The sequence below is a fragment of the Pantoea sp. BRR-3P genome (genome assembly GCF_039621635.1).
Taxonomy (GTDB): Bacteria; Pseudomonadota; Gammaproteobacteria; order Enterobacterales; family Enterobacteriaceae; genus Pantoea; species Pantoea floridensis.
On sequence record NZ_CP155066.1, the window covers coordinates 4,073,296 to 4,095,967 of the forward strand.

Sequence of the window (22,672 nt, forward strand, 5' to 3'; positions counted from 1 at the left end):
AATGAAAAAGTTAACTGCATTGGCCGTCATTCTTGGCGCCACCCTCAGTGCTGGCGCAATGGCCAAGGACACCATTGCTCTGGTGGTTTCAACCCTGAATAATCCGTTCTTTGTGTCACTGAAAGATGGCGCACAGAAAGAAGCTGATCAACTGGGTTATAACCTTGTCGTGCTGGATTCGCAGAACAACCCGGCGAAAGAGCTGGCGAACGTGCAGGATCTGACCGTACGCGGCACCAAGCTGCTGCTGATCAACCCAACCGATTCTGATGCGGTAGGCAACGCGGTGAAAATGGCGAACCAGGCGAACATTCCGGTGATCACTCTGGACCGTGTTGCTGCGCAAGGTACCGTGGTGAGCCACGTTGCTTCTGACAACCGTTTCGGCGGCAAAATGGCCGGTGACTTCATCGCTAAAAAGCTGGGCGATGGCGCGAAAATCATTGAACTGCAGGGCATTGCCGGTACGTCTGCGGCGCGCGAGCGTGGCGAAGGCTTTAAACAAGCGGCAGATGCGCACAAATTCAACATCCTGGCGAGCCAGCCTGCTGACTTTGACCGTACTAAAGGTTTGAACGTCATGCAGAACCTGCTGCAGGGCCATCCGGATGTGCAGGCGGTGTTCGCACAGAATGACGAAATGGCGCTGGGCGCGCTGCGTGCGCTGCAAACGGCCGGTAAAACCGACGTGCTGGTGGTGGGCTTCGATGGCACTGCTGACGGCGTGAAAGCGGTAGAATCGGGTAAACTGACCGCTACTGTGGCACAGATGCCAGACAAAATTGGCGTGATTGGCGTGCAGACCGCCGATAAAGTACTGAAAGGCGAGAAGGTGCAGTCGGTGAACCCGGTTGACCTGAAGCTGGTGACTAAATAATAAGTAAAGAAAAGCAGGGCAACGCGCCACCTTCCCGGTGGCGCATCTTTCTGGATGAATCCCAATGAGCAAACGCGCAAAACTGGCCGTTCTCGGCAGCATTAATGCCGATCACATCCTTAACCTCACCCACTTTCCACGTCCGGGCGAAACGGTGATCGGGAAACAGTATCAAATTGCCTTTGGCGGCAAAGGGGCCAATCAGGCGGTGGCCGCTGGCCGTGCCGGTGCTGACATTGCCTTTATTGCCTGCGTCGGTGCCGATGATATTGGCGCACGCATTCGTCAGCAGCTGCAGCAGGATCGCATTGATACTGCGCCGGTCGAAATCGTTGCGGATGAAGCCACCGGTGTGGCGATGATCTTCGTGAATGGCGAAGGCGAAAATAATATCGGCATTTATTCCGGCGCCAATGCAGCGCTGACGCCGGCTCGCGTTGCACACCATCAGCAGGTAATTGCCGATGCCGATGCGTTACTGATGCAGCTGGAATCACCGCTGGAAAGCGTACTGGCGGCGGCGAAAATTGCCCGAGAGCAGCATACCCAGGTCATTCTCAATCCCGCGCCGGCTACACAGCTTTCTAATGAGCTGCTCGGATTGATCGACATCATCACGCCAAATGAAACCGAAGCAGAAATTCTCACCGGCATCGCGGTAAAGAACGATGAAGACGCAGCGCGTGCCGCGCAGGCATTGCATGCCAAAGGTATTGCTACCGTGTTAATCACGTTAGGCCGTCGCGGCGTGTGGCTGAGTGAACAAGGAAACGGCGTGCGTATTCCGGGCTTCAACGTGCAGGCCATCGATACCATCGCTGCGGGCGATACCTTTAACGGTGCGTTTATCACCGCGCGTCTGGAAGGTGTGGCGATGCATGATGCCGTGCGTTTCGCCCATGCCGCCGCGGCGATTGCGGTGACGCGTCCAGGCGCGCAGCCCTCAGTGCCGTGGCGCACTGAGATCGACGCCTTCCTGCAACAACAGGGTTAAGCGCTTGGCTACCATGAAAGATGTCGCTCGCCTGGCGGGCGTCTCGACCTCCACCGTTTCGCACGTCATCAATAACAATCGCTTTGTTAGCGAACAGGTGCGGGAAAAGGTCGATCAGGCGATTCGCGAACTCAACTATGCGCCGTCCGCGCTGGCGCGCAGCCTAAAGATTAAGCAAACGCGCACCATTGGCATGTTGCTGACCGCCAGCAGCAACCCGTTTTACTCCGAAGTGGTGCGCGGCGTGGAAAACAGCTGTTACGAACGCGGCTATAGCCTGATTCTGTGCAATACCGAAGGTGATGAAGAACGCATGAACCGCAGCCTCGAAACGCTGATGCAAAAGCGTGTCGATGGTTTGCTAATGATGTGTACCGAAACGCATCTGCCTTCAGCGGAGATCCTCAATCGTTATCCGTCGGTGCCGATGGTGATGATGGACTGGGCACCGTTTGAAGGACGGGGTGACATCATTCAGGATAACGCCCTGCTCGGCGGCGAACTGGCTACCCAGCATCTGATCGATCGCGGCTATACGCGCATCGCGTGTATTGCGGGTCCTCAGGATAAAACCCCGGCGCGTTTGCGTCTTGAGGGTTTCCATAAAGCGATGGCTAATAGCGGGTTGTTGGTACCGCCGGGCTATGTCGTTGATGGTGATTTCGAGTTTCAGGGCGGTTTCAACGCCATGAATCAATTACTGACTTTGGATTCGTTGCCTGAAGCGGTCTTTACCAGCAACGATGCGATGGCCGTTGGCGTCTATCACGCCTTGTTTCAGGCTGGATTGCGTGTGCCGCAGGATATTGCGGTGATGGGCTATGACAACATCGAGCTGGCACGTTACCTGACGCCGCCGCTCAGCACCGTCCATCAACCGAAAGATGAGCTCGGCGAACTGGCGATTGATACCTTGATACATCGCATGAGCGATCCCGACGCCAGTCAGCAAACGCTGGTGCTGACGCCGGAGCTGGTAGAACGTGGTTCGGTTTAAGCGGCTTTCTTCTTTTTCTCGCGGTTGGCGATGAGATTTCGGCCATCGCCTGGACGCAACATCATAAAGGTAAAGGCCGACAACACGGTGACAACGCCCATCGTTAGGAAGGTGGCGTGGAATTGCTGCACGGTGGTCGTCTCGAAATCCTGATAAAAACGCAGCACCGCGGCGCTAACTGCCACACCAAAGCTGATCGACAGCTGCTGCGTGACTGCCAGCACACTGTTCCCCCCGCTGGCGTTCTCATCATTCAAATCTGCGAGCGTTATGGTGTTCATTGCGGTGAACTGTGTCGACATCGCCATACCCAAAATCAATAGCGCTGCCAGCAGCATAACTACGCTCCCGCCCGGTGATTGCAATGAGAACGTCGCGATGAGTACACCGATAATCATTGTGATGCCAACCAACGTACGGCGATAACCGAGACGCCGAAGCACTTGCGTCACCGTGGATTTAGCCAGTATTGCGCCAATCGCGGTTGGTCCCATCATGCATCCTGCAATTATCGCAGGATAACCAAAGCCCACCTGTAACATCAGCGGCATCAGGAAGGGGATACAGCCGGTACCCAGACGTGAGGCAATATTGCCAAGGATGCCGACCGAGAAGGTGCGGGTTTTGAACATGGGAAGATTGATCAGCGGTGCCGGATGACGCCGTGCATGCACAATATAAAGAAGCAGTAACACAACACCGCTTACTAACACCAATACGGCTTGCCATGGCAACACGACGCGCTCGCCAAACAGTTCGATGCCAACGGAAATCAGCACAAGGCCCAAACCAAACAGCAGGAAGCCTAAAAAATCAAAGCGACGTTTTGGCGTGGTGAAGTCTGGCATATATTTGCGCGCATAAAAGATGCCTGCGATGCCGATGGGAATGTTGATCAGGAATATCCAGTGCCAGCTGGCGTAGGTGACCAGCAAGCCACCGAGCATCGGGCCGAGAATCGGTCCAACTAAACCCGGCATAGTGACGAAGTTCAAAACGGGTAGCAGTTCGCTACGCGGATAAGCACGCAGCAGTGCCAGGCGCGCGACGGGCATCATCATTGCTCCGCCAATCCCTTGTATCACGCGTGAAATCACCAACATGCTCAGTGAGCCAGATAAGGCACAAGCCAGTGAACCCAAGGTAAACAGCGAAACGGCAAGAATGAAGATTTTGCGTGTGCCGTAGCGATCGGCCAGCCAGCCACTTACCGGGATCAGCATCGCTACCGTTAACGTGTAACTGATGATGGCGGATTGCATGGCGAGTGGAGAGCGTTCAAGGCTGGTGGCAATAGCGGGAAGCGCAGTATTAAGGATGGTGGCGTCGAGGGCTTGCATGAAAAACGCCATGGCGGCGATCCAGGGCAAACCGGCCATACTGCGCGCGGAGCGAATCATTGAAAATCCTTCTCTAATAATTGTCAGCCTACAACAAAGTTAATTGCATTTGGCTAAACAGAATAGCATTGGAGTTTAAGGTGGTGGCGCTGATTTATGTCACTGCATTGGCGGTTTTGACTGATTCTTCAGCGAGAAATGTCTGTTTTTAACGCGTTCGTTTAAAAAAGAGGCGCTCAGTTATTTTTTTACAGGAAATGCTTGTCAGCTCCGAATAACTCCCTATAATGCGCCACCACTGAGACGGCAAAGCGGCAACGCAGGCGGCTCAGCAGGGAGTGAAGAAATTCATCCCGCCGGATGAAAACGCTGAAAAAAGTGTTTGACTCTGAAGGAGGAACGCGTAATATACGCCACCTCGCGACAGGCGGTTAACCCGCTGCTCGCAACGCTCTTTAACAATTTATCAGACAATCTGTGTGGGCACTCGCAGGATTGATATCAGCGTCTCCGGACGTAAAAAAATATCAAGTCTCACGAGTGAACACATAATGAAATTCATTATGACGTTTTACAGATGAGCATCGCTGCACTTGTTGCAGCAAATCAAACTTAAATTGAAGAGTTTGATCATGGCTCAGATTGAACGCTGGCGGCAGGCCTAACACATGCAAGTCGAACGGTAGCACAGAGAGCTTGCTCTCGGGTGACGAGTGGCGGACGGGTGAGTAATGTCTGGGAAACTGCCCGATGGAGGGGGATAACTACTGGAAACGGTAGCTAATACCGCATAACGTCGCAAGACCAAAGTGGGGGACCTTCGGGCCTCACACCATCGGATGTGCCCAGATGGGATTAGCTAGTAGGTGGGGTAATGGCTCACCTAGGCGACGATCCCTAGCTGGTCTGAGAGGATGACCAGCCACACTGGAACTGAGACACGGTCCAGACTCCTACGGGAGGCAGCAGTGGGGAATATTGCACAATGGGCGCAAGCCTGATGCAGCCATGCCGCGTGTATGAAGAAGGCCTTCGGGTTGTAAAGTACTTTCAGCGGGGAGGAAGGCGGTGAGGTTAATAACCTCACCGATTGACGTTACCCGCAGAAGAAGCACCGGCTAACTCCGTGCCAGCAGCCGCGGTAATACGGAGGGTGCAAGCGTTAATCGGAATTACTGGGCGTAAAGCGCACGCAGGCGGTCTGTCAAGTCGGATGTGAAATCCCCGGGCTTAACCTGGGAACTGCATTCGAAACTGGCAGGCTAGAGTCTTGTAGAGGGGGGTAGAATTCCAGGTGTAGCGGTGAAATGCGTAGAGATCTGGAGGAATACCGGTGGCGAAGGCGGCCCCCTGGACAAAGACTGACGCTCAGGTGCGAAAGCGTGGGGAGCAAACAGGATTAGATACCCTGGTAGTCCACGCCGTAAACGATGTCGACTTGGAGGTTGTTCCCTTGAGGAGTGGCTTCCGGAGCTAACGCGTTAAGTCGACCGCCTGGGGAGTACGGCCGCAAGGTTAAAACTCAAATGAATTGACGGGGGCCCGCACAAGCGGTGGAGCATGTGGTTTAATTCGATGCAACGCGAAGAACCTTACCTACTCTTGACATCCACGGAACTTGGCAGAGATGCCTTGGTGCCTTCGGGAACCGTGAGACAGGTGCTGCATGGCTGTCGTCAGCTCGTGTTGTGAAATGTTGGGTTAAGTCCCGCAACGAGCGCAACCCTTATCCTTTGTTGCCAGCGGGTAATGCCGGGAACTCAAAGGAGACTGCCAGTGATAAACTGGAGGAAGGTGGGGATGACGTCAAGTCATCATGGCCCTTACGAGTAGGGCTACACACGTGCTACAATGGCGCATACAAAGAGAAGCGACCTCGCGAGAGCAAGCGGACCTCATAAAGTGCGTCGTAGTCCGGATCGGAGTCTGCAACTCGACTCCGTGAAGTCGGAATCGCTAGTAATCGTAGATCAGAATGCTACGGTGAATACGTTCCCGGGCCTTGTACACACCGCCCGTCACACCATGGGAGTGGGTTGCAAAAGAAGTAGGTAGCTTAACCTTCGGGAGGGCGCTTACCACTTTGTGATTCATGACTGGGGTGAAGTCGTAACAAGGTAACCGTAGGGGAACCTGCGGTTGGATCACCTCCTTACCTGAAGATACCTTCCCGCGAAGTGCTCACACAGATTGTCTGATAGAAAAGTAATGAGCAAGACGGCTGCGAAGTCGTGACACTATCGTGTCCCCTTCGTCTAGAGGCCTAGGACACCGCCCTTTCACGGCGGTAACAGGGGTTCGAATCCCCTAGGGGACGCCACTTGCTTGGTGACAGGTGAAAGGTGTCTCCACGACGTATCTCAAAACTGACGTAACCGTCATGTTTGAGATACTGCTCTTTAACAATCCGGAACAAGCTGAAAATTGAAACGACGTGTTGGTTCATTTCTCCGTAATAAGAAATGAATAACAACATGTTCGAGTCTCTCAAATGCTTGCAGTCTGCGCGCGTTGCAAAACGCCTGTGGGTTGTGAGGTTAAGCGACTAAGCGTACACGGTGGATGCCCTGGCAGTCAGAGGCGATGAAGGACGTGCTAATCTGCGTAAAGCGTCGGTAAGGTGATATGAACCGCTACAGCCGACGATGTCCGAATGGGGAAACCCGGTGCACTCAGTGCATCATCGCAACATGAATACATAGTGTTGCGAGGCGAACCCGGGGAACTGAAACATCTAAGTACCCGGAGGAAAAGAAATCAACCGAGATTCCCCCAGTAGCGGCGAGCGAACGGGGAGCAGCCCAGAACCTGAATCAGTTTGTGCATTAGTGGAAGCGTCTGGAAAGTCGCACGACACCGGGTGATAGTCCCGTACACGAAAGTGCACATTCTGTGAGTTCGAAGAGTAGGGCGGGACACGTGGTATCCTGTCTGAATATGGGGGGACCATCCTCCAAGGCTAAATACTCCTGACTGACCGATAGTGAACCAGTACCGTGAGGGAAAGGCGAAAAGAACCCCGGCGAGGGGAGTGAAACAGAACCTGAAACCGTGTACGTACAAGCAGTGGGAGCCTCATTTATGGGGTGACTGCGTACCTTTTGTATAATGGGTCAGCGACTTATATTCTGTAGCAAGGTTAACCGTATAGGGGAGCCGCAGGGAAACCGAGTCTTAACTGGGCGTTAAGTTGCAGGGTATAGACCCGAAACCCGGTGATCTAGCCATGGGCAGGTTGAAGGTTGGGTAACACTAACTGGAGGACCGAACCGACTAATGTTGAAAAATTAGCGGATGACTTGTGGCTGGGGGTGAAAGGCCAATCAAACCGGGAGATAGCTGGTTCTCCCCGAAAGCTATTTAGGTAGCGCCTCGTGAACTCATCCTCGGGGGTAGAGCACTGTTTCGGCTAGGGGGCCATCCCGGCTTACCAACCCGATGCAAACTGCGAATACCGAGGAATGTTATCACGGGAGACACACGGCGGGTGCTAACGTCCGTCGTGAAGAGGGAAACAACCCAGACCGCCAGCTAAGGTCCCAAAGTCATGGTTAAGTGGGAAACGATGTGGGAAGGCACAGACAGCCAGGATGTTGGCTTAGAAGCAGCCATCATTTAAAGAAAGCGTAATAGCTCACTGGTCGAGTCGGCCTGCGCGGAAGATGTAACGGGGCTAAACCATGCACCGAAGCTGCGGCAGCGACACTATGTGTTGTTGGGTAGGGGAGCGTTCTGTAAGCCGTTGAAGGTGGCCTGTGAGGGTTGCTGGAGGTATCAGAAGTGCGAATGCTGACATAAGTAACGATAAAGCGGGTGAAAAGCCCGCTCGCCGGAAGACCAAGGGTTCCTGTTCAACGTTAATCGGAGCAGGGTGAGTCGACCCCTAAGGCGAGGCTGAAAAGCGTAGTCGATGGGAAGCAGGTTAATATTCCTGCACTTGGTGTTACTGCGAAGGGGGGACGGAGAAGGCTAGGTTATCCGGGCGACGGTTGTCCCGGTTTAAGCGTGTAGGCTGACACCTTTGGTAAATCCGGGGTGTCTTAAGGCTGAGGCGTGACGACGAGCCACCACGGTGGTGAAGTAACTGATGCCCTGCTTCCAGGAAAAGCCTCTAAGCTCCAGGTAACACGAAATCGTACCCCAAACCGACACAGGTGGTCAGGTAGAGAATACCAAGGCGCTTGAGAGAACTCGGGTGAAGGAACTAGGCAAAATGGTGCCGTAACTTCGGGAGAAGGCACGCTGGCGCGTAGGTGAAGGGACTTGCTCCCGGAGCTGAAGCCAGTCGAAGATACCAGCTGGCTGCAACTGTTTATTAAAAACACAGCACTGTGCAAACACGAAAGTGGACGTATACGGTGTGACGCCTGCCCGGTGCCGGAAGGTTAATTGATGGGGTTATCCGCAAGGAGAAGCTCTTGATCGAAGCCCCGGTAAACGGCGGCCGTAACTATAACGGTCCTAAGGTAGCGAAATTCCTTGTCGGGTAAGTTCCGACCTGCACGAATGGCGTAATGATGGCCAGGCTGTCTCCACCCGAGACTCAGTGAAATTGAAATCGCTGTGAAGATGCAGTGTACCCGCGGCAAGACGGAAAGACCCCGTGAACCTTTACTATAGCTTGACACTGAACATTGAGCCTTGATGTGTAGGATAGGTGGGAGGCTTTGAAGCGTGGACGCCAGTCTGCGTGGAGCCAACCTTGAAATACCACCCTTTAATGTTTGATGTTCTAACGTAGGCCCGTTACCCGGGCTGCGGACAGTGTCTGGTGGGTAGTTTGACTGGGGCGGTCTCCTCCCAAAGAGTAACGGAGGAGCACGAAGGTTGGCTAATCCTGGTCGGACATCAGGAGGTTAGTGCAATGGCATAAGCCAGCTTGACTGCGAGAGTGACGGCTCGAGCAGGTGCGAAAGCAGGTCATAGTGATCCGGTGGTTCTGAATGGAAGGGCCATCGCTCAACGGATAAAAGGTACTCCGGGGATAACAGGCTGATACCGCCCAAGAGTTCATATCGACGGCGGTGTTTGGCACCTCGATGTCGGCTCATCACATCCTGGGGCTGAAGTAGGTCCCAAGGGTACGGCTGTTCGCCGTTTAAAGTGGTACGCGAGCTGGGTTTAGAACGTCGTGAGACAGTTCGGTCCCTATCTGCCGTGGGCGCTGGAGAATTGAGGGGGGTTGCTCCTAGTACGAGAGGACCGGAGTGAACGCACCACTGGTGTTCGGGTTGTCATGCCAATGGCACTGCCCGGTAGCTAAGTGCGGAAAAGATAAGTGCTGAAAGCATCTAAGCACGAAACTTGCCCCGAGATGAGTTCTCCCTGACTCCTTGAGAGTCCTGAAGGGACGTTGAAGACTACGACGTTGATAGGCCGGGTGTGTAAGCGCAGCGATGCGTTGAGCTAACCGGTACTAATGACCCGTGAGGCTTAACCTTACAACGCCAGAGGCGTTTTGGTGAGAGAGACCAGAGATTTTCAGCTTGTTTATGGATTGGTTTGCGGTGCCTGACAGGGCTTCGTGAACGAAACAGAATTTGCCTGGCGGCTTTAGCGCGGTGGTCCCACCTGACCCCATGCCGAACTCAGAAGTGAAACGCCGTAGCGCCGATGGTAGTGTGGGGTCTCCCCATGCGAGAGTAGGGAACTGCCAGGCATTAAATAAGTGAAGAAGCCCCGAACGGAAGTTCGGGGCTTTTTTACGTCCAGTGAATAGCAAAACCAGCTAAAACAACATCTATCTCCATATTATTTCAGCCATTCAACAATAAAATCAGCAACCCTTTGCGGCTGGTTAATATCTAAAAGAGGCAATTTGATCTCTAAATCTTCGTTAGTGGCGATTGCGATCACATGACTATCGAGTAAATCTTCAATCTCTCCCTTAACACCACGCCGCCAAAGCGCAATTTTAGGTACCGGCTCATCTTTGAAGCCTTCGACCAGTACCAAATCCAGCGTTGAAAGCTCCATTCTGGATGCTAATGCCACGAGATTAAGTGGCTGATTAGGCGTTTCAGACATCAAAGCCCATCGCTGATTACTGGCGACAATAACCTGATCCGCTCCAGCCTTGCGCAGCAAATAGCTGTCTTTTCCCGGCGTATCAATATCCATTTGATGATGCGTATGCTTAATCAATCCCGATCGTATTCCTTGCGCCTTTAGCAGCGGAATGACTTTTTCAAGGAGTGTGGTTTTCCCGGTTCCGCTCCAGGCAGTAAATGCCAGCAAGGGCACGTTCATGGCAAAGTTTCCTCATTTGCTAAATCGTCCGGCGTATTAATATTACGGAAGGATGATTCTGGGTCTAAAAATTCAACTGGATGTCCACCATGCTCACGTAAAAACTGCATGAGACGTCGCTCACCGCGCAGCAGCCAGGCCTCAAGCTCATCCGCTAGCGAGCAATTGACCAGTGCCAAAGCCGGATGGTCGCGCTGTGAAGATTTCACCCACACCGCAGGTGCTGTCCCTCGTTGCTGCCATAAACGATCAACAAAATCGTGTGGAAGCCACGGGGTATCACAAGCAGAGAAAGCCACCCATTCGGTTTTACTGTGGCGCAGTCCGCTGAGCATGCCGGCCAGCGGTCCGGGATAATCCGGCATTGAATCTGTAACAACCTGACAACCACTTGCCTGATAGCGATCAATGTTACGGTTGGCACTTATCAACACAATATTGACCTGCGGTCGCAATTTCCGCAAAACGTGCTGATAAAGCGGTTGTCCCTGTAGCACCAGCAACCCTTTATCCTGTCCACCCATACGGTTGCCTTGCCCACCTGCGAGGATCACGCCGGTAAATGCTGTCATCTTCGTCTCCTTGCTTCATTCTGGACGATACTTACATAGCGGCAGCGTACCACTTGCATAAAGGAATCCACGATGAAATACCACCGTCTAAATGAACTGCTTGAACTCCTGCAGCCTGCATGGCAAAAGGATTCCGATCTCAACTTGTTGGCATTTTTACAAAAACTGGCGCAAGAATCTGGTTTCAGTGGCCCATTAAGTGAATTAACGGATGATGTATTGATTTACCATCTCAAAATGCGAGAAGCAGGTAGTGATGCAGAGATCCCCGGACTAAAAAAGGATTATGAAGTGGACTTCAAAACCGCGCTATTACGAGCACGCGGTGTGATTAAGGATGATGAGTAGTGTTATCCTTGCGCATTAATAGCAAAGGTAACACACAGGCAAAATGATGAGCGAAGCCGCCTTTAATTTCCAGACGCTGAATCCCGATGTCATTCTAGATGCTCTTTGGGACGCGGGTCTGCGTGTCGAATCAGGCTTAACAGCCCTCAACAGCTACGAAAACCGCGTCTATCAATTTAGCGATGATGAGAAGCGACGCTACGTGGCGAAATTTTATCGTCCGCAGCGCTGGAGTGAACAACAAATCCTTGAAGAACATCAATTCACTCATGATCTGTTGGCCGATGAAGTGCCGGTAGCCGCACCGCTGAGCCTCAAGGGGAGCACGCTTAATCATCATGCCGGATTTATGTACGCGGTCTTCCCCAGTTTGGGTGGGCGGCAGTATGAAACTGACAATGAGGAACAGATGGAATGGGTTGGCCGCTTTCTTGGGCGAATTCATCAAACTGGCAGACAAAGTCCGTTTCAACAGCGCCCAACATTTGGACTGGAAGAGTATGTACTTCAACCGCGTTGTGAGCTGGAGCAAAGCGCATTAGTACCGACTTCTCTCAAAGATTCACTGCTTGCCGCCGTTGATAAGCTAGCCGCGACACTGCAGCAGCGTTGGCACACCGAATGGCAGCCGCTCAGGTTGCACGGCGACTGTCATCCCGGCAATATTTTGTGGCGTGAAGGCCCAATGTTTGTCGATCTTGATGATGCGCGCAGCGGACCGGCAGTGCAGGATTTATGGATGCTGATCAATGGCGATCGTCAGGAACAGTTGATTCAATGGGATATTTTGCTGGAAGCTTACAATGAATTCGGCGATTTCGATGTACATGAATTGTCACTGATTGAGCCTTTACGCGCTATGCGCATGGTTTATTATTTGGCCTGGGTGGTACGCCGCTGGCAGGACCCCGCATTTCCGCGCGCCTTTCCCTGGATGACAGATGAGGATTTTTGGCGCCGGCAGATTGTATTATTTATCGAGCAGGAAAGGCTGTTACACGAACCGCCGTTGCAGCTTAGCCCGCAATATTAATGAAGTACTCAGGAGATAGTTTCACGATGAAAAAGATCATGTTTGCGCTGGTAGGTCTAATGCTGGCATTTGGCGCCTCAGCGGCACAGTTCACTGATGGTAAGCAGTTTAATACTCTGCCAAAACCAGTGGCAGGTGAGCCGCAGGTTCTGGAGTTCTTCTCCTTCTTCTGCCCGCATTGCTACCAGTTCGAACGCGTTTATCACGTGAGCGATGCAGTGAAAAAGAACCTGCCGGCTGACACTAAAGTGACGAAATACCACGTTGATTTCCTTGGTGGCCAATTCGGTCCAATCGTTACTCAGGCATGGGCTGTTGCAATGGCGCTGGGCGTAGAAAGCAAAGTAACTGCACCGATATTCGACGGTATTCAGAAGACCCAAACCGTGACCGATGCAGCGAGCCTGAAAGAGACCTTTATTAAAGCAGCCGGTATTTCTTCTGAAGATTACGATGCTGCGTGGAATAGCTTCGCAGTAAAAGCGCTGGTTGCTCAGCAACAGAAAGCCGCTGCGGATGTCAATCTTCAAGGTGTGCCAGCGATCTTTGTTAACGGCAAATACATGGTTAACAACGGTGGGTTAGACACCAGCTCAATGGACAATTTCGTTGCCGATTACGCCAACGTAGTGAAGTTCCTGGTTGAAAAGAAGTAATTTAGCCTAATAAAAATGCCGACATTGTCGGCATTTTTATTTTATATATCGCCTTGTTATTCTCTCGTCTCGATTATTCCCCTTCACTAAATATCCACATGGACGATCGTCTTTTCATTTTGGTGCGTTAAGTCGCAAAAACTAAATAACCATTTGATTTTAATCAGGTTGTGAAATAAATATAATTACAATTAACGGAAATAACAATACGTTATGATTTTTACGCACAAACTTATCCACAACCCGATCCTTGCGATCGGCCCCGCGTAACGATGAAAAAGATCCTGACATCTCTGAGCGCATTCAACATTCTCCTCCGGTTGTGGCATCCTTATAGCCCTCAACATCGCAACGAAGAAAATACGAACCTATGGCGCAAATTGCAGAAAACCCCCTGATTCTGGTCGACGGCTCATCTTATCTATACCGTGCATATCATGCCTTTCCGCCGCTAACGAACAGTGCGGGCGAGCCAACTGGCGCCATGTACGGTGTGCTCAACATGCTCAAAAGCTTGCTGATGCAGTATCAACCCAGCCATGTGGCTGTGGTCTTCGATGCCAAAGGAAAAACCTTCCGCGATGAGTTATTTGAGCACTACAAATCGCATCGTCCACCTATGCCGGATGATCTGCGTGCGCAGATTGAGCCTCTGCATGAAATGGTGAAAGCGATGGGCCTGCCGCTGTTAGCGGTATCTGGCGTTGAGGCAGATGACGTCATCGGTACGCTGGCGCAGCAGGCGGAAAAACGTGGTCGTCCGGTACTGATTAGCACCGGTGATAAAGACATGGCGCAGCTGGTGACGCCGGCGATTACGCTGATTAACACCATGACGAATACCGTGCTAGGTCCGGAAGAGGTTGAGCAAAAATATGGCGTGCCACCGGAATTGATTATCGATTTCCTCGCCATGATGGGTGACAGTTCAGATAACATCCCTGGCGTGCCGGGCGTGGGTGAGAAGACTGCCCAAGCCTTGCTGCAGGGGTTAGGCGGGATGCAATCAATTTACGATAATCTCGACAAAGTGGCCGAGCTCTCCTTCCGCGGTGCGAAAACCATGGCGGCGAAACTGGAACAGAATCGTGAAGTGGCCTTCCTTTCTTATCAGCTGGCAACGATCAAAACTGACGTTGAACTTGACCTAACCTGCGATCAACTTACGGTCAATGAACCGGACGTGGTCGCACTGCAAACGTTATTCAGCCGGTTTGAATTCAAACGCTGGATCGCTGATTTGCAGGATGGATCCTGGCTACAGGGTAAAAAGAGCAATATACAGGCCCAGAAAACCCAGCTTAATGAGCCTGCCACACCTGCAGTGGAAACCACCAGCGTACTCTCCGCGGATGGCTACGTTACCATTCTCGATGAGGCAACATTTGCTGAGTGGTTGCAGAAGCTGAAAAGCGCCGAGCTGTTCGCTTTCGATCTGGAAACCGATTCACTGGATACGCTCAGTGCCAACATTGTTGGTATTGCTTTTGCCGTTGCACCGGGAGAAGCGGCATATCTACCGGTTGGACATGATTATCTTGATGCACCAGACCAGCTTGACCGTAGCGACGTAATGAAACAGCTGAAACCCTTGCTCGAAGATGGCAAAGCGGCAAAGGTTGGGCAGAACCTTAAATATGATCGCGGCGTGTTGAAGAATTACGATATTGAGCTGAACGGCATCAAGTTCGACACCATGCTGGAGTCCTATTGCCTCAACAGCGTGGGAGGTAAACATGATATGGATAGCCTGGCCGCACGCTGGCTGAACCATAAAACGGTGACCTTTGAAGAGATCGCAGGAAAAGGGAAAAACCAGCTCACCTTCAACCAGATCGCCATTGAGCAAGCAGGGCACTATGCTGCTGAAGACGCGGATGTCACCCTGCAACTGCATTTGAAAATGTGGGCGAAGCTGGAGCCTGAAGCCGGGCCGAAGAAGGTATTTGAAGAGATTGAAATGCCTTTGTTAAAGGTCATCTCGCGCATTGAACGCAATGGCGTGCTGATTGATCAAAACATTCTGGCAAAACACTCTCAGGAACTTACCACCCGCGTGGCGGAACTGGAGCTAAAGGCTCATGAGCTGGCGGGCGAGCCATTTAATCTCTCATCACCTAAGCAGCTGCAAACCATTCTGTTTGAAAAGCAGGGTATTAAGCCGACGAAAAAAACCCCCGGTGGCGCCCCTTCCACCAGTGAAGAAGTGTTGGCCGAACTGGCGCTGGATTATCCGTTGCCGAAGGTCATCCTCGAGCATCGCGGTCTCTCCAAGCTAAAATCGACCTATACCGACAAGCTGCCGCAGATGATCAATCCGGTAACGGGTCGCGTGCATACGTCCTATCATCAGGCGGTAACGGCGACGGGGCGACTCTCTTCCACCGATCCTAACTTGCAAAATATCCCTGTGCGCAACGAAGAAGGCCGCCGTATTCGCCAGGCGTTTATTGCTGGGCCGGGCAATCGTATTGTTGCTGCGGACTATTCACAGATTGAACTGCGTATTATGGCGCATCTGTCGCAAGATAAAGGCTTGCTGGAGGCCTTTGCACAAGGGGAAGACATCCACCGTGCGACTGCGGCAGAAGTGTTTGGCGTCACGCTCAGTAAGGTTTCTGGCGAGCAGCGTCGCAGTGCTAAAGCCATCAACTTTGGGCTGATCTACGGGATGAGCGCTTTTGGCCTTTCACGTCAGTTGAATATTGGCGCGGGCGAGGCGAAGAAATACATGGACCTCTACTTTGAACGTTATCCGGGCGTGCTGCGCTATATGGAAGAGACGCGTTCAAAAGCAGCCGAAAAAGGCTATGTCGAAACGCTCGATGGTCGTCGTCTATGGTTGCCGGATATCACCTCCAGCAATGCGATCCGTCGTAAAGCTGCCGAACGCGCTGCAATCAACGCCCCAATGCAAGGCACGGCTGCAGATATCATCAAGCGTGCCATGATTGCGGTAGATGGTTGGCTGTTAGAGCAAAAGGACGATGCCGTACGGATGATTATGCAGGTCCACGATGAACTGGTGTTTGAGATCCGCAGCGATGCGGTGGACGGTGCCATAAAGACCATTCGTGCACTGATGGAAAACAGCATGAAGCTGGATGTGCCGTTGCAGGTTGAAGTTGGAACCGGTGATAACTGGGATGAGGCACACTGATGCTGCCAGTCAGCGGCAAATGTCAGCCGCTGACACCATCATAAGAAAAAAGTTTACTTAATCGGTTCAGCCACGTCGCAAAGCGGCCTTCAGGATACGCGTTTTGTAACTGCCTAACGGCTAAGCATTTTTTTAGTAATTAAACTACATCGCACGCGTGAAAGTGTGATGAGCTTAGTAAAAAAGATGCCAAACTCTGAAAGTTAGCAACAAAAAACCCTTTGTAGGGCGCAGAAAATCAGGTAGAGTTTATCGCGTAGGGTACAGAGGTAAGATGTTCTATCTTTCAGACCTTTTACTTCACGTAATCGGATTTGGCTGAATATTTAGCCGCCCCAGTCATTTATGACTGGGGCGTTTTTTATTGGGCTTTCTCTCAAAAGCCGCTGCGAAATTACTCTTCGCTCTCTTCGCCGTCGCCTTCCTGTGCTGGCTCCAGTTCGTTAAACCAGCTATCCAGTTTCTTGCGCACAATATCAACGCCCATCTTCTTCAGTGAAGAGAACATTTCCACCTGGACATCGCCATTGAACGCCAGCGAGGCCTCACGCACCATGGTCAGTTGCGCTTTACGTGCGCCAGATGCCAGCTTGTCGGCTTTGGTAAGCAGCACCAGCACTGGAATTTGGCTCTGAACTGCCCATTCAATCATGTTCTGATCGAGGTCTTTCAGCGGGTGGCGAATATCCATCAATACCACCAGCCCTTTCAGCGCCTGACGTTTTTGCAGATATTCTGCCAGCGAGCGCTGCCATTTACGTTTCATCTCCTCCGGCACCTGGGCATAGCCGTAACCGGGCAAATCGACCAGACATTTACCTTCAACCACTTCAAACAGGTTAATTAGCTGAGTTCGACCTGGCGTTTTACTGGTACGAGCCAGACCTTTTTGATTGGTAATGGTGTTCAGCGCGCTGGATTTGCCTGCATTCGAGCGCCCGGCAAAAGCAACTTCAATACCCACATCCGCCGGTAGGTGGCGAATATCAGGGGCGCTGAGCATGAAATGGGTCATGTGATAGTTCAAAGCAGACAAAGTGAAACTCCAGCAAAATGAATCGGGCAATGGGGCTGATTATACCTGTAATGGCGCAAAAGTGCCCGATAGCGTCTTAACACGCCATTTTGTAAGAGATCTAGGATTTTTACTGCCAGTTATTACCGTTTCATTGAAAGTTAATCTTTAGTTTAAAGGTTATTTTTCAATAGCTTGGTTTATTTATGGGAAATACCGCTCTTAATTAGAGACAAGTCTCACTTGTTCATTTTACCCATTAGTCTACATTTGTTGTCAGTGCACGGCAGCACCCATCAGGATGATGAGCTCAGGAGCGTCGGGGATGACCAAGAGCATGGCAGGAAGCGATTCAGGTAGGAATCGGACAGGGAAAGGGAATAATCGCAGGAGCGATGTGGCGAGGGAGCAACCGGGACGTTGTGAGCCGTAAAGGATTTATCACGTGTTTCCTTCGGATGAAGGTGCGAAATAAGGCGATAGCACAGGCTATCGCCTTTTTTCTTTGCTTACTTTCTGCTAGATTTCGCCGCAATTCTATACTGAACTCACAAAGCATCGCCGAGACCGGACACCATGAAGCAACCTGCATCAGCCCCGCGTGGCAAACCCGCTGCGAAAGCCAAACGCAAATCGCGTGAAGACCTCAATCAGGAAGCGCGCGATCGCAAACGCGACAAAAAGCACAGCGGCCACAAATCTGGCAGCCGTGCTAATCCAGAAACGCAAACTGCTGGCAAAGGCCAGGGTAAAAAGGTTCAGGATCCGCGCCTGGGCAGCAAAACCCCTATTGCACTCGTTGCTGATGGTAAAACCCAGCCGGCGAAGAAGCCCGCTGCCAAACCGAAGCCAAAAGCGGAGAAAGTTCGTCTGACGCCACAAGAAGAGCTGGCGAAGCTGGAAAATGATGAACGTCTGGATACCTTATTGGATCGCCTGGAAAACGGTGAAACCCTCAGCGGCGAAGATCAGGCCTGGCTGGATCAAACCTTAGATCGCATCGACGAACTGATGGAAGCGCTGGGCATCGCACTTGATGATGAAGTCGAAGATGAGCAGGCCGAAGAAGATATGATGCGCCTGCTAAAAGGTAATTAAGGCCAATTTTGATCGGCATGCGTATAAAGGCATGCCGCGCTAAACAGGTATTCACCTATGCTTTGGCCTGGATCAATTTTCGCGCTGCTGCTGACATGTTATCTGATCTGGTTATTGTTTAAACTACGCCGCCTGTCGCGTCTGAAGTCGCGTTTACGTCGGCGTTCAGCCCATCGCTTCGTCCACTCTTCTGCTACGCGACCCTCTCTCAGACGACGTCACCGTAAGGAGTGAGCATGTCATCGCCGCAGATTGATTGGGACCAGAGCCTCATCGAAAAATATAATTACGCGGGCCCGCGTTATACCTCTTATCCCACTGCGCTGGAGTTCAGTGAGAACTTTAGTGAGGAAGATTTCCAGCAGGCGGTTGAGCGCTATCCCGATCGTCCATTATCGCTGTATGTGCATATCCCGTTTTGCCATCGTCTTTGCTACTTCTGTGGCTGCAATAAAATTGTGACGCGTCAGCTGCATAAAGCCGATCGCTATCTGGACGTGCTGGAGCAGGAAATCCGCCAGCGCGCACCGCTGTTTACTGGGCGGCTGGTCACCCAATTGCACTGGGGCGGTGGCACACCAACATTCCTTAACACGCAGCAGGTGAGCCGGCTGGTGGCGCTGCTACGCGATCATTTTACGCTGGCCGATGATATCGAAATGTCGATCGAGGTTGATCCGCGCGAAATTGAGCTGGAAATGATCGATCATCTGCGGGCAGAAGGTTTCAATCGCCTCAGCATGGGCGTGCAGGACTTCAATAAAGCGGTGCAGGAGCGCGTTAATCGCGTTCAGGATGAAGAGACCATCTTCGCGCTGGTGCAGCGCGCGCGTGAACAGGGTTTCCGTTCGGTTAGCCTTGATCTGATTTATGGTCTGCCGCTGCAAACGCCGGAAAGCTTCGCATTTACCTTACAGCGCGTGATTGCACTCAATCCCGATCGCCTCAGCGTTTTCAACTATGCGCACATGCCAACCTTGTTCGCTGCACAGCGCAAAATTAAAGATGATGAGCTGCCGGGCGCGGCGCAGAAACTGCAAATCCTGCAGGAAACCATCGCCACCTTAACCGGCGAAGGTTATCAGTTTATCGGCATGGATCACTTCGCGCGGCCGGATGATGAGCTGGCGGTCGCACAACGCGCCGGCGAGTTGCATCGTAACTTTCAGGGCTACACGACGCAGGGCGAAACCGATCTGCTGGGATTGGGCGTGTCAGCAATCAGCATGCTGGGCGACGGCTATGCGCAAAATCATAAAGAGCTGAAGGCGTATTACGCGGACGTCGAGCAGCGCGGTGATGCGCTGTGGCGCGGACTGACGCTCAGCGATGATGACTGTCTGCGCCGGGATGTGATTAAGTCATTAATCTGCAACTTCGCACTGGATTTTGCGGCGATAGAGGCGCAATACCCGGTGGCATTTGAAGCGTATTTTGCCGAGGATTTGGCGCTGTTAGCGCCGCTGGTGGCCGATGGTTTACTGGAGCAGCGCGGTCGCAGCCTGCACGTTACTGGCGTGGGTCGATTGCTGATTCGTAACATCTGTATGTGCTTCGATGTATACATGCGGCAAAAGGCGCGCATGCAGCAGTTTTCGCGAGTGATATAAAAACAGGGGAGCAATGTGCTCCCCTGCTTCAAAACGCAAACTTCTGCGTTATTCCATTCCCAGCTCTTTCAACTTGCGCGTCAGGGTATTACGTCCCCAGCCGAGCAGACGCGCTGCTTCCTGTTTGTGCCCCTGCGTGTGACGCAGCGCGGTGGTGAGCAGCGTTCGCTCCATCTCCGGCTGCGCTTCGGACAACAGGTTTTGATGACCGGAACGCAAGGCGCGATCGGCCCACTGCGCCAGCAGCGTGGCCCAGCTATCCGGCAGCGACTGCACTGGATTGTCCGGCGTGCTGGATTCAAACAGTTCAGGCGGCAGATCCTGAATCAACACTTCCTGGCCCGCCGCCATCACGGTTAACCAGCGACAGGTGTTTTCCAACTGGCGCACGTTACCGGACCAATGCAGACGTGTCAGCGCGGTTTCGGTTTCCGGATGCAGAATCTTTGCTTCCACGCCCAACTCACGTGCAGCAACCTGCAGGAAGTAGCGCGCCAGGCGCGGAATATCTTCACGACGTTCACGCAACGGTGGCAGATGAACGCGAATCACGTTAAGACGATGGAACAAGTCTTCACGGAATTTGCCTTCCTGCACGCGCAATTCAAGGTTCTGGTGGGTTGCCGCGATGATGCGCACGTCCACTTTCACCGGCGCATAGCCGCCCACACGATAAAACTGGCCATCGGCCAATACGCGCAATAATCGGGTTTGCACGTCGAGCGGCATATCACCAATTTCGTCGAGGAACAGCGTGCCGCCATCAGCCTGCTCAAAACGTCCCTGACGAATCTGGTTCGCGCCGGTAAATGCGCCTTTCTCGTGACCAAACAGCTCGGATTCGATCAAATCTTTAGGTATCGCCGCCATGTTCAGCGCGATAAAAGGAGACTTCGCGCGTGGACTATGACGATGCAGCGCATGCGCGACCAACTCTTTACCGGTACCGGATTCCCCGTTGATCAGCACGCTAATGGAAGAGCGCGAAAGGCGACCAATGATGCGGAACACATCCTGCATTGCCGGCGCTTCGCCGATGATATCGGTGGTTGGGCCGCTAACGGGTTGATTACGTGGCTGCTGCTGTTCCTGATAATGGCTAATCGCGCGTTCAACCAACGCCACCGCTTCATCAATATCAAACGGCTTTGGCAGGTAATCAAACGCCCCTTGCTGATAAGCGCTAACCGCCGCGTCCAGATCGGAGTGCGCGGTCATAATGATGACCGGCAGCATCGGATGGCGCTGTTTAATCTGTTTCAGCAGCGCAAGACCATCCATGCCAGGCATACGAATATCTGACAATAATACGTCTGGGGTTTTGCTTGCGAGCGCGTCCAATACCTCGTTAGCGCTGTCAAAGGTTGCACAGCTCAAACCGGCTCCAGTGAGCGCTCGTTCAAGCACCCAGCGGATGGAGCTATCGTCATCGACGATCCAGACTATCCCTCGTTGCATACAAACCTCACTGGCGAATAGGCAGGTAAACCGAGAATTCGGTGTGACCTGGCCAACTGTTAAATTCTATTTTTCCTGAATGCTGATCGATCAGGCTACGGGCGATGGAGAGACCTAAGCCGGTGCCACCTTCGCGTCCGCTCACCATCGGATAGAACAGCGTATCTTGTAGCTGGGCCGGAATGCCTGGGCCATCATCTTCAATATCAATGCGTGCGACCAGACGATAACGCGTGCCGTGCAGCGTGAGCTGGAAGGCGGTACGCGTGCGAATCACGATGGTGCCACCTTCATCACCTAAGGCTTGCAGCGCATTGCGCACCACGTTTAACAGCACCTGTTCAATCTGGTCGGGATCGTGCGGCAGTTCCGGCAGGCTTGGGTCGTAATCACGTACCAGCGAAACATTATCCGGCAGCTCCATCGACACCAGATTCACCACGCGCTCCGCCACCTGATGAATACTTTGCGTCACATGCAGACCCGGCTGTTGCGGGCCTAACAGGCGATCGACCAGATTACGCAGTCGGTCGGCTTGCTCAATGATGATGCGCGTGTACTCATGCAGCGAAGGATCGGGCAATGCGCGGGTAAGCAGTTGCGCGGCACCACGTAATCCCCCCAGCGGGTTTTTTATTTCATGCGCCAGACCGCGGACTAAGTCGCGGGCAGCAACCTGCTGAGCATGTTGAATTTGTTCCTGGCTAAGACGACGTTGATTATCCATCGGCGCCATTTCCAGCAGAATAAAGCCATCCGGTAAACGCTGTGCCGTCAGCGACATAATGTGCGCGCGGCCATCCACCACTAAGGTGACTTCGCTATCGGTAAAGCCCTGGCCAGCCCCGAGACTCTCGCTCATCACCTCAATATTCAGCGAAAAATAGCCGGTTAATTCCGGTAATGGCGTGCCGAACAATTTACGTGAGCTTTGCGCCAGTAATTGCTGAGCCGCCGGATTGGCGTAATGGATAACTAAATCGTTATCGACCAGCAAAATACTGTTGATTAGGGAGTTGAGAATCTGCCCCGCGTCGGGCAGCGTGCCAGTTGCCATACAGCGTTCCTCTGCACTAATTTAGTGCATTATAGCCTTACAGGACGGAAATCTGTGCTTCGAACCATGAATACGCGGAGAAAAAAGCCCATCCGGAGATGGGCTAAAGTTTCCACGGCAATATAAAATCTTCGGCGTCTTTTACACCCCGCTGCGTTGGCTGCACTCGTTAACCCGAGTCACTGAGTTATCTCAGCTCCCCGGGATT

At 52.5% G+C, this 22,672-nt stretch carries 15 protein-coding genes, 1 tRNA gene and 3 rRNA genes; 13 read left to right on the forward strand and 6 right to left on the reverse strand.

All coding sequences use genetic code 11. The annotated features are described in order from the left end of the window. Position 1 precedes the first annotated feature (1 nt). From rbsB to rbsR, 3 genes are all read left to right on the forward strand, one after another. A complete protein-coding gene (gene rbsB / locus AAGR08_RS18800) occupies positions 2-877 on the forward strand; it encodes a ribose ABC transporter substrate-binding protein RbsB (protein ID WP_097095528.1) in 876 nt (291 codons plus the stop codon). A 64-nt stretch (positions 878-941) separates the two neighbouring features. After that, positions 942-1,871: a ribokinase gene (gene rbsK, locus AAGR08_RS18805; protein WP_345827669.1), complete on the forward strand. Its 930-nt coding sequence runs from the start codon at positions 942-944 to the stop codon at positions 1,869-1,871. Positions 1,872-1,884: 13 nt separating this feature from the next. Beyond that, complete coding sequence (gene rbsR / locus AAGR08_RS18810; RefSeq protein ID WP_345829940.1) at positions 1,885-2,868, forward strand: ribose operon transcriptional repressor RbsR; 984 nt, start codon at positions 1,885-1,887, stop codon at positions 2,866-2,868. On the opposite strand, the gene mdtD is transcribed toward rbsR, so the two are convergent. Continuing rightward, the gene (gene mdtD, locus AAGR08_RS18815) at positions 2,865-4,268 is read right to left on the reverse strand and encodes a multidrug transporter subunit MdtD (RefSeq protein WP_345827670.1); all 1,404 of its coding nucleotides are present in this window, start codon (positions 4,266-4,268) and stop codon (positions 2,865-2,867) included. The genes rbsR and mdtD overlap by 4 nt on opposite strands. 554 nt (positions 4,269-4,822) lie before the next feature. Here mdtD and AAGR08_RS18820 point away from each other — a divergent pair. The 4 genes from AAGR08_RS18820 to rrf all read left to right on the forward strand — a co-directional run bounded on the left by AAGR08_RS18820 (position 4,823) and on the right by rrf (position 9,867). Next, positions 4,823-6,363: ribosomal RNA gene (locus AAGR08_RS18820) — 16S ribosomal RNA — on the forward strand. Between the two features lie 89 nt (positions 6,364-6,452). Further along, positions 6,453-6,528, forward strand: a tRNA-Glu gene (locus tag AAGR08_RS18825). A 215-nt stretch (positions 6,529-6,743) separates the two neighbouring features. After that, positions 6,744-9,649, forward strand: a 23S ribosomal RNA gene (locus AAGR08_RS18830). A gap of 102 nt (positions 9,650-9,751) precedes the next feature. Beyond that, a 5S ribosomal RNA gene (gene rrf / locus AAGR08_RS18835) occupies positions 9,752-9,867 on the forward strand. The 16S, 23S and 5S rRNA genes sit together here with 1 tRNA gene alongside, the layout of an rRNA operon. 92 nt (positions 9,868-9,959) lie before the next feature. On the opposite strand, the gene mobB is transcribed toward rrf, so the two are convergent. Together mobB and mobA are read right to left on the reverse strand one after the other, a co-directional pair. Beyond that, positions 9,960-10,457 (reverse strand): molybdopterin-guanine dinucleotide biosynthesis protein MobB, encoded by a 498-nt coding sequence (gene mobB, locus AAGR08_RS18840; RefSeq protein ID WP_345827672.1) that lies wholly within the window; start codon positions 10,455-10,457, stop codon positions 9,960-9,962. Then, positions 10,454-11,029 carry a molybdenum cofactor guanylyltransferase MobA gene (gene mobA, locus AAGR08_RS18845; protein ID WP_097095533.1) on the reverse strand — a complete coding sequence of 192 codons (576 nt, stop codon included), beginning with the start codon at positions 11,027-11,029 and terminating at the stop codon, positions 10,454-10,456. Before mobA ends, mobB begins: the two co-directional genes overlap by 4 nt. A 72-nt stretch (positions 11,030-11,101) precedes the next feature. Here mobA and AAGR08_RS18850 point away from each other — a divergent pair, with 72 nt between their 5' ends. The 4 genes from AAGR08_RS18850 (at position 11,102) to polA (ending at position 16,226) form a co-directional block, all read left to right on the forward strand. After that, complete coding sequence (locus AAGR08_RS18850) at positions 11,102-11,377, forward strand: YihD family protein (protein WP_097095534.1); 276 nt, start codon at positions 11,102-11,104, stop codon at positions 11,375-11,377. Positions 11,378-11,423: 46 nt separating this feature from the next. Continuing rightward, positions 11,424-12,410, forward strand: coding sequence for a serine/threonine protein kinase (locus AAGR08_RS18855; protein ID WP_345827673.1), 987 nt, complete (start codon positions 11,424-11,426; stop codon positions 12,408-12,410). A gap of 26 nt (positions 12,411-12,436) precedes the next feature. Further along, a complete protein-coding gene (gene dsbA / locus AAGR08_RS18860; RefSeq protein ID WP_097095536.1) occupies positions 12,437-13,066 on the forward strand; it encodes a thiol:disulfide interchange protein DsbA in 630 nt (209 codons plus the stop codon). Between the two features lie 370 nt (positions 13,067-13,436). Next, positions 13,437-16,226 carry a DNA polymerase I gene (gene polA / locus AAGR08_RS18865; RefSeq protein ID WP_345827676.1) on the forward strand — a complete coding sequence of 930 codons (2,790 nt, stop codon included), beginning with the start codon at positions 13,437-13,439 and terminating at the stop codon, positions 16,224-16,226. A 394-nt stretch (positions 16,227-16,620) separates the two neighbouring features. Here polA and yihA read toward each other — a convergent pair whose 3' ends face one another. Then, positions 16,621-17,262, reverse strand: a complete 642-nt coding sequence (yihA, locus tag AAGR08_RS18870; RefSeq protein ID WP_345827678.1) for a ribosome biogenesis GTP-binding protein YihA/YsxC — start codon at positions 17,260-17,262, stop codon at positions 16,621-16,623. Between the two features lie 555 nt (positions 17,263-17,817). Between yihA and yihI the strand changes: the two genes are divergently transcribed. Together yihI and hemN are read left to right on the forward strand one after the other, a co-directional pair. After that, a complete protein-coding gene (gene yihI / locus AAGR08_RS18875) occupies positions 17,818-18,339 on the forward strand; it encodes a Der GTPase-activating protein YihI (RefSeq protein WP_097095539.1) in 522 nt (173 codons plus the stop codon). A gap of 236 nt (positions 18,340-18,575) precedes the next feature. Further along, positions 18,576-19,949: an oxygen-independent coproporphyrinogen III oxidase gene (gene hemN, locus AAGR08_RS18880; RefSeq protein ID WP_345827680.1), complete on the forward strand. Its 1,374-nt coding sequence runs from the start codon at positions 18,576-18,578 to the stop codon at positions 19,947-19,949. Between the two features lie 48 nt (positions 19,950-19,997). On the opposite strand, the gene glnG is transcribed toward hemN, so the two are convergent. Both glnG and glnL read right to left on the reverse strand, forming a co-directional pair. After that, complete coding sequence (gene glnG / locus AAGR08_RS18885) at positions 19,998-21,407, reverse strand: nitrogen regulation protein NR(I) (RefSeq protein ID WP_008109800.1); 1,410 nt, start codon at positions 21,405-21,407, stop codon at positions 19,998-20,000. 7 nt (positions 21,408-21,414) lie between these two features. Then, complete coding sequence (gene glnL, locus AAGR08_RS18890) at positions 21,415-22,464, reverse strand: nitrogen regulation protein NR(II) (protein WP_008109798.1); 1,050 nt, start codon at positions 22,462-22,464, stop codon at positions 21,415-21,417. Positions 22,465-22,672 lie beyond the last annotated feature (208 nt).

Excerpts from the sequence above, each read along its gene's own strand:
- rbsB (WP_097095528.1), top strand. The coding sequence starts at position 2 with ATGAAAAAGTTAACTGCATTGGCCGTCATTCTTGGCGCCACCCTCAGT.
- rbsK (WP_345827669.1), top strand. The coding sequence starts at position 942 with ATGAGCAAACGCGCAAAACTGGCCGTTCTCGGCAGCATTAATGCCGAT.
- rbsR (WP_345829940.1), top strand. The coding sequence starts at position 1,885 with ATGAAAGATGTCGCTCGCCTGGCGGGCGTCTCGACCTCCACCGTTTCG.
- mdtD (WP_345827670.1), bottom strand. The coding sequence starts at position 4,268 with ATGATTCGCTCCGCGCGCAGTATGGCCGGTTTGCCCTGGATCGCCGCC.
- mobB (WP_345827672.1), bottom strand. The coding sequence starts at position 10,457 with ATGAACGTGCCCTTGCTGGCATTTACTGCCTGGAGCGGAACCGGGAAA.
- mobA (WP_097095533.1), bottom strand. The coding sequence starts at position 11,029 with ATGACAGCATTTACCGGCGTGATCCTCGCAGGTGGGCAAGGCAACCGT.
- AAGR08_RS18850 (WP_097095534.1), top strand. The coding sequence starts at position 11,102 with ATGAAATACCACCGTCTAAATGAACTGCTTGAACTCCTGCAGCCTGCA.
- AAGR08_RS18855 (WP_345827673.1), top strand. The coding sequence starts at position 11,424 with ATGAGCGAAGCCGCCTTTAATTTCCAGACGCTGAATCCCGATGTCATT.
- dsbA (WP_097095536.1), top strand. The coding sequence starts at position 12,437 with ATGAAAAAGATCATGTTTGCGCTGGTAGGTCTAATGCTGGCATTTGGC.
- polA (WP_345827676.1), top strand. The coding sequence starts at position 13,437 with ATGGCGCAAATTGCAGAAAACCCCCTGATTCTGGTCGACGGCTCATCT.
- yihI (WP_097095539.1), top strand. The coding sequence starts at position 17,818 with ATGAAGCAACCTGCATCAGCCCCGCGTGGCAAACCCGCTGCGAAAGCC.
- hemN (WP_345827680.1), top strand. The coding sequence starts at position 18,576 with ATGTCATCGCCGCAGATTGATTGGGACCAGAGCCTCATCGAAAAATAT.
- glnG (WP_008109800.1), bottom strand. The coding sequence starts at position 21,407 with ATGCAACGAGGGATAGTCTGGATCGTCGATGACGATAGCTCCATCCGC.
- glnL (WP_008109798.1), bottom strand. The coding sequence starts at position 22,464 with ATGGCAACTGGCACGCTGCCCGACGCGGGGCAGATTCTCAACTCCCTA.